This is a genomic window from Cytophagia bacterium CHB2, from assembly GCA_030263535.1.
GTDB lineage: Bacteria > Zhuqueibacterota > Zhuqueibacteria > Zhuqueibacterales > Zhuqueibacteraceae > Coneutiohabitans.
On sequence record SZPB01000374.1, the window covers coordinates 1 to 6,240 of the forward strand.

At 50.6% G+C, this 6,240-nt stretch carries 8 protein-coding genes; 2 read left to right on the top strand and 6 right to left on the bottom strand.

The genetic code is table 11. The annotated features are described in order from the left end of the window. On the bottom strand, window positions 1-438 hold a 438-nt coding region (locus FBQ85_25155), incomplete at its 3' end, for a hypothetical protein (protein ID MDL1878421.1). 127 nt (window positions 439-565) lie between these two features. Between FBQ85_25155 and FBQ85_25160 the strand changes: the two genes are divergently transcribed. Beyond that, on the top strand, window positions 566-802 hold the full coding sequence (locus FBQ85_25160; protein MDL1878422.1) for a DUF4160 domain-containing protein: 237 nt from the start codon (window positions 566-568) through the stop codon (window positions 800-802). Continuing rightward, window positions 783-1,076, top strand: coding sequence for a DUF2442 domain-containing protein (locus FBQ85_25165; GenBank protein MDL1878423.1), 294 nt, complete (start codon window positions 783-785; stop codon window positions 1,074-1,076). Before FBQ85_25160 ends, FBQ85_25165 begins: the two co-directional genes overlap by 20 nt. A 184-nt stretch (window positions 1,077-1,260) precedes the next feature. Here FBQ85_25165 and FBQ85_25170 read toward each other — a convergent pair whose 3' ends face one another. The 5 genes from FBQ85_25170 to mnmG form a co-directional block, all read right to left on the bottom strand. Continuing rightward, the gene (locus tag FBQ85_25170; GenBank protein MDL1878424.1) at window positions 1,261-1,659 is read right to left on the bottom strand and encodes a type II toxin-antitoxin system VapC family toxin; all 399 of its coding nucleotides are present in this window, start codon (window positions 1,657-1,659) and stop codon (window positions 1,261-1,263) included. Beyond that, complete coding sequence (locus FBQ85_25175; GenBank protein MDL1878425.1) at window positions 1,638-1,874, bottom strand: hypothetical protein; 237 nt, start codon at window positions 1,872-1,874, stop codon at window positions 1,638-1,640. Before FBQ85_25175 ends, FBQ85_25170 begins: the two co-directional genes overlap by 22 nt. Before the next feature lie 96 nt (window positions 1,875-1,970). Continuing rightward, window positions 1,971-2,897: an N-acetylmuramic acid 6-phosphate etherase gene (murQ, locus tag FBQ85_25180; GenBank protein ID MDL1878426.1), complete on the bottom strand. Its 927-nt coding sequence runs from the start codon at window positions 2,895-2,897 to the stop codon at window positions 1,971-1,973. A 21-nt stretch (window positions 2,898-2,918) separates the two neighbouring features. Beyond that, complete coding sequence (gene rsmG, locus FBQ85_25185; protein MDL1878427.1) at window positions 2,919-3,605, bottom strand: 16S rRNA (guanine(527)-N(7))-methyltransferase RsmG; 687 nt, start codon at window positions 3,603-3,605, stop codon at window positions 2,919-2,921. 532 nt (window positions 3,606-4,137) lie between these two features. Then, window positions 4,138-6,054 (bottom strand): tRNA uridine-5-carboxymethylaminomethyl(34) synthesis enzyme MnmG, encoded by a 1,917-nt coding sequence (mnmG, locus tag FBQ85_25190; protein ID MDL1878428.1) that lies wholly within the window; start codon window positions 6,052-6,054, stop codon window positions 4,138-4,140. Window positions 6,055-6,240 lie beyond the last annotated feature (186 nt).

A 6,240-nucleotide genomic window follows, 5' to 3' on the forward strand; every position in this document is an offset into this window, starting at 1 on the left:
CTGCAACGAAAGCGCCTGCGGATCCGGATGCCCCCACGGCAACATTTTCGTCGCCGGAAAATAAATCGCGTCGCCTCCACCTGCCGCGGTGACGGTGACTGAGCCTGTCGAAGTCGAGCTTGCCGAAGTCGAGCCGGTCGAAGTCACGGCGGCTGAGCTTGTCGAAGTCGAGCTTGCCGAGACCCCGGTGGCCGAGCCTGTCGAGGCCAACCCCGCCAACTCATCCCGCATCAACTCAGCTTGATCAGAAAACGGCAGCACGCACAAAAACGGCGCATTGCTGTGTTCCTGCAAGATAGAAATGAGCACCGCCGCCAATGATCCCGCTGCATTTTTGACGGTGAGATTCTCGCCAGCGCTCAGTTTACTCGCTAACTCTTCAAACGGTTGAGATGAAGAGATCAGGGTTTTGATTTGTTCTAGGGCGAAGGAGGACATATTTTTTCAAGCCTGATGCTCGAAGTAGAAGTCATGTGAAAGATTGATTGCTTTCTTCAAGCATAGTGTTATATTCATGACAAAAGAGTCGACAATTGATGAATTCTTTGTTCATCTCTATTGAATTATGCCTACCGTATTGATTGATGGTCCGTACAGTTTTGTATTTTTTAGTTCCGACAAAAGCGAGCCAGCTCATATTCATGTTAAGCGAGATCGACAGGTGGCAAAATTCTGGCTCGATCCGATTCTACCCGCAACCAATCGCGGATTCAAAGAGCACGAGTTGAACCAAATCGCTCGCCTCGTGGTAAAACATCAGCAAAAACTTTTAGAGGCTTGGCATGAGTACTTTAGTGCTTGAAACAGAACCGGCGGTGACGCAAGTCATGATTAACGATGAAAAGCTGATCGTCGAACTTGCCGATGGCCGAACCATAGTTGTTCCGCTATCATGGTATCCGCGCCTGCAACACGCTTCTCCGAAAGAGCGCGGAAATTGGCACTTGCTCGGCGACGGCTATGCCATCGAATGGCCTGATCTCGACGAGCATATCGGCATCGAGGGGCTTTTGGCCGGGCGGCGCAGCGGCGAAAGCCAGAAATCATTTCAGCGTTGGCTTGCCAGCCGGCAATAAAGCTCCTGTCTGTTTTTTCTTCGCTCTACTTTTCAACCCAGGCTTTGGAAAAACCGAAACCAAAGCGCGCAGAGCCGTATTAACGCTTTTCTCGTCCGGAAAATACTCGATTGAATCTGGCTCAATGACGACAATGTTCGTAATTTCAATGTACTTCCCACTCGTTCAGTTCAGTTTAAGATTCTTACGTGTTTTCATTGACAAACAGCTTAATACTACTGACTCTTTCGAAGTGCTTATGATTCAAGGTCAGAAGTTGAAAATCATGTGTCAGAGCAGTTGCGGCAATGAAAATATCCGGCAGTGAAATAAGTTGGTTCCTTGCTTTCAAATCCTGATAAATTTTCGAAGCTGATTTTACGCAGGCAGAATCAAACGGCAAAACCGGCAAACCTGCAAGTAGTTTTTCGGTAAACTGACGATTTGCAGGCGACGAACCAATTAGAAACTCAAATTCTGTGATGGCAGAAATCACAAAATCATACTTCGTAGAAAGTTGATAGAAAGTCGTTTTGTCTTTTTGCGGCTTGCGCAAATGGTCGATCAAAATCGAAGTATCGATCAAAAGTCGTTCACGTTCCATTGGTTCATCCACTCCCGATTTTTTTCATACTCCTGGAATTCGTCATCGCTCAACGTGGGCGCAGCCAACAGCAAAGCTTGCAAGTTTTGTGATCCGCCCGGAAATTCTTCCACGGGCAGAATAATGATCTCAACTTGTTTGGCGGAAAAATCTTCCGGCAGCTTGACCGTTACCGCGCCCGCCTTGACCTCTTGAATTTGTCTGATGGCAATCATGATTTCCTCTAATATAAATTTGCCGATTGATGATGCAAAACAAACTGTCTTTGTCGGCAGTATTGACCTTTTTTAGTTGCCGACTATAACGCTATTTCACACTATCGCCCCGCGAATAAACCCATTCGCCCTTTCCAGTCTCAATCTCGCCTCCTCGGCAGAAACGTTCGCCAGCGCCATCACCAATGCGGTTTTGACGTGCCCACCGGCTTGGGCAAGTACGGCTCCGGCTTCTTCATAGGATGAATTCGTCACCATCATCACCACGCGCTTGGAGCGTTCTTCGAGCTTCTTGGATGTCATGCGCAAATCCACCATCATGTTGCCATAAACCTTGCCAAGCCGAATCATGGCCGTAGTCGTCACCATATTCAGAACGAGTTTGGTGGCGGTGCCGGCTTTCATGCGGGTCGAACCCATAATCACTTCCGGGCCGACGACCGGACAGATGGCAACATCCACGGGAATAGTGATTTCTTCACGCGGATTGCAGGTCAAATATACCGTCTTCGCGCCAATCTCGCGCGCAAAAGTCAATGCACCGAGAACGTAGGGCGTTCGCCGGCTGGCGGCAATGCCAAAGGCGACATCCTTCGAGTTAAACCCGGCATCTTCCAAATCGCGGCGGCCGTGCTCAAAAATATCTTCCGCGCCCTCCTGCGAGCGTACCAAAGCTTTATAGCCGCCGGCAATGAGTCCTTGAATCATTTCGGGATCCGTGCCATAAGTCGGTGGACATTCGGAAGCATCCAAAACGCCGAGCCGACCGCTGGTGCCGGCACCCAAGTAAAAAAGCCTCCCGCCGCTTTTGAATACGTCAACGACAAGATCAACGGCCTGTGCGATATGCGGAATCTCGTCCGCGACAATTTTCGGGATCAGGGCATCTTCTTGGTTGATGCGCCGCAGAATTTCCACCGTGTCCTGTGCATCGATATCCATCGTGCGCGGATTGCGCGTTTCCGTGACCAGATCCTTGATCTCATCAAAAATTTTCTTACTCATTCTCCTCCTCATCGGCATGGGCGACCGAACCGGTCGCCCCTACATTTTTATTGTCACAACATAGCGCGTGGGATCGATATCCCAGCCCGCCGGATAATTTACTTTCTTAACGGAGATTCCGGGAAATGCAGACGACAATTCTTTTAACTCCTGATCGAGATCGCCACCTTTTTGCGCCAGCAGACTGCCGCCATTTTTTAAAACTGGAATCGCCCACTGCCAAAGCTTGGCCAAATTCGTCACGGCACGCACGACAACAAAATCAAAGCGCGATTTGAAACTCTCGTCGAGGGATTCGGCGCGAGCGCAAACGACCTCCGCTTTCTCAAGATTCAGGCGCCGAACGACTTCCTGCAAAAAGAGAGATTTCATTCGCCGTGAATCGAGCAAAGTTATTTTGAGATCGGGCCGAGTAATTTTGAGGGGCACACCCGGAAATCCCCCGCCACTTCCGAGATCGAGGACGGCGGCATTTTCGGAAAGCAGGTTAGTGGCAACCAGCCCGAGTGATTCCACAATATGCCGCTTGATCAAACGCGACGCATTTTCATCCGCCTTTGAAACCAACCCCGCACGCGGGTTCCATTCCAAGAGAAGCCGAACATAATCTTCAAAAAGCGCAAGCTGGGCGGCGGAAAGCGGAAAGCTGGTTGGCAGAGATTCGATAAGCTCTTTCAAATTTTGGGTATCCTTGAGTGCAAGTGTTTCACGTGAAACATGCTCGATTTAGCCGGACAAAGATTTTTCAGATTTGCACAGATTTCGGGCGCTGAGCTTGTCGAAGTGCCGAAACTCAAGGCCACTTCGGCAGACTCAGTGGCCGGAGTGTTTGTCAAATCAAATGCTCCCGGGCGACGAACCTAGCGAATCGCCATAATCGAATATATTGCAAAAACAATCTGTGAGAATCAGCGCAATCTGTGTCCAAGCTTTTCACTCTTCCACCATTTCTGGTGTTTCACGTGAAACATGCTCGAATTAGCCGGACACAGATTTTTTGGATTTGCAAAGATTTAGATCCAACGGCGACCACTTCGACAGGCTCAGTGGCCGCGTAGAATTTAGTGGCCGGGTGAAAATATGATCTGACGCTGAACTTGTCGAAGTGCCGAAATTCAAGGCCACTTCGACAAGCTCAGTGGCCGCGTAGAATTTAGTGTCCGGATGAAACCAAGAACTAAATTTCCTCGGGCGTTGAGCTTGTCGAAACGCAACTAAAACCGTCTGTGAGAATCAGCGCAATCTGTGTCCAATCTTTTCACTCTTCCATCATTTCCAGTGTTTCACGTGAAACATGGCGAAATCCTTTCCGGGCATAAACCAGCAAGGCAGTAATATCCGCCGGCGAAACTCCGGAAATGCGCGAAGCCTGCCCGAAAGACGCCGGCTTGATGCGATTGAGCTTCTCTCTCGCTTCAGAGGAAAGCGCGAGAAGTTTGCCATAATCCAAATTAGCCGGCAGGCGTTTTTCTTCTAAATCGTCAAAACGATCAATCGAAGATTTTTGGCGGTTGATGAAGCCTTCGTATTTGGTTTCAATCTCAACTTGCTCCGCGACTTTTTGCCAAAAATGCGCGCTCCAGTTCTCCCACAACTCAAGCCGGCCATAACCACGTAAATCCGCCAAACTGATTTCCGGGCGGCGCAGCAATTTCAACAGACTTTCTTTTTGTTGAATTGAGCTTGTCCCGCGCTCGCGAAGTTTGTCGTTGATCTGATCCGGTTCGACATAAACCGAATTTAAGGCCCCAATGGTTTCGCTTATCGCCTCTTGCTTGCGCTGAACTAGCTCGAATTGCCCGGACTTCAACAAGCCGAGATCGCGGCCATATTTTGAAAGCCGCAAATCCGCATTATCCTGGCGCAGCAAAAGGCGGTACTCCGCGCGGCTCGTGAACATGCGATAAGGCTCGATTGTGCCTTTGGTCACGAGATCGTCGATCAAAACTCCGATATAAGCTTCACTGCGACTCAGCATGAACGGTTCCTCTCCCCTGCTCTTCAGCGCGGCATTCACCCCGGCCATGAAACCTTGCACCGCGGCTTCTTCATATCCGGTTGTGCCGTTCACTTGTCCCGCAAAAAAAAGATGGCCGATCTTCTTCGATTCCAGCGAAGCATAGAGCTGCGTCGGCTGAAAGAAATCATACTCGACCGCATAGCCCATGCGCGTGACTTGCACATTCTCCAATCCTGGAACAGTCCGAATCGCAGCTACCTGAACTTCTTCCGGCAAACTGGTGGAGAAACCGTTAACATAAACTTCGGTGGTGTTCCGTCCCTCCGGCTCCAGAAAAATTTGATGGCGCGACTTGTCGGCAAAGCGCGTGATCTTGTCCTCGATTGAAGGACAATAGCGCGGCCCGACACCTTTGATGCGACCGGTGTACATCGGCGAGCGATCGAGTCCGGTGCGCAGCAGCTCATGAGTCGCTTCATTTGTATAAGTGAGATAGCACGGCATCTGCTCGACTTCGAGCTTCTCATGCCAAAACGAAAACGGCGGGGGGGGATCATCGCCGGGTTGAATCTCGGTTTTGGAATAATCTATCGTGCGGCCATTCAAACGCGGCGGGGTTCCGGTTTTGAGGCGATCGGTTTCGATGCCGTGTTCGAGCAACGATTCGGTCAATCCCTTCGCGGCAAACTCACCGGCGCGGCCAGCCTCGTAATTTTTCAGGCCGATGTGAATCACGCCGTTCAAAAATGTGCCGGCGGTGATGACGACGTTGCGGCATTCGACTCTCCCTCCCATCATGGTTTGCACGGCCACGACTTTGCCGTTTTCGATTACCAAGCCGGTTGCCATATCTTGCCGAATGTCGAGATTCTCCTGGCGCTCACAAGCCAGGCGAACCCGCGCGGCATATTGCACGCGATCGGCTTGCGCGCGCGGCGACCAGACAGCCGGGCCTTTTCCTTTATTAAGCATGCGGAATTGAATCCCGGCATCATCCGTGGCAAGTCCCATTTCGCCGCCGAGGGCGTCAAGCTCGCGCACGAGCTGGCCTTTGGCAACTCCGCCAATCGCCGGGTTGCAGGACATTTGCCCGATGGTCGAGACATTCATGGTCATGAGCATCGTGCGGCAACCCATGCGTGCAGATGCAAGTGCGGCTTCGATGCCGGCGTGGCCGGCACCGATGACGAGGACGTCGTATGTATTATTCGACATCAAAATCAAATCTCCAAAAATGCAAAAAATGCTATTTCCCTTGCTGGTATTCAAGCTTCCCAAGCTGAATAATACTTTCCAGATCACTTCGTTCTGAAGGTGCTTCGCGATCAAACAATGTTCTCACCTCCGTCAAATCTTTTTCATTTGCTTGTCCCAGCATGCGCGAAATATCAGCCAAGTCTT

What these genes read in the sequence shown, in the direction of transcription:
- FBQ85_25160 (MDL1878422.1), top strand. Translation starts at nt 566, where the DNA reads ATGCCTACCGTATTGATTGATGGTCCGTACAGTTTTGTATTTTTTAGT.
- FBQ85_25165 (MDL1878423.1), top strand. Translation starts at nt 783, where the DNA reads ATGAGTACTTTAGTGCTTGAAACAGAACCGGCGGTGACGCAAGTCATG.
- FBQ85_25170 (MDL1878424.1), bottom strand. Translation starts at nt 1,659, where the DNA reads ATGGAACGTGAACGACTTTTGATCGATACTTCGATTTTGATCGACCAT.
- FBQ85_25175 (MDL1878425.1), bottom strand. Translation starts at nt 1,874, where the DNA reads ATGATTGCCATCAGACAAATTCAAGAGGTCAAGGCGGGCGCGGTAACG.
- murQ (MDL1878426.1), bottom strand. Translation starts at nt 2,897, where the DNA reads ATGCCGATGAGGAGGAGAATGAGTAAGAAAATTTTTGATGAGATCAAG.
- mnmG (MDL1878428.1), bottom strand. Translation starts at nt 6,054, where the DNA reads ATGTCGAATAATACATACGACGTCCTCGTCATCGGTGCCGGCCACGCC.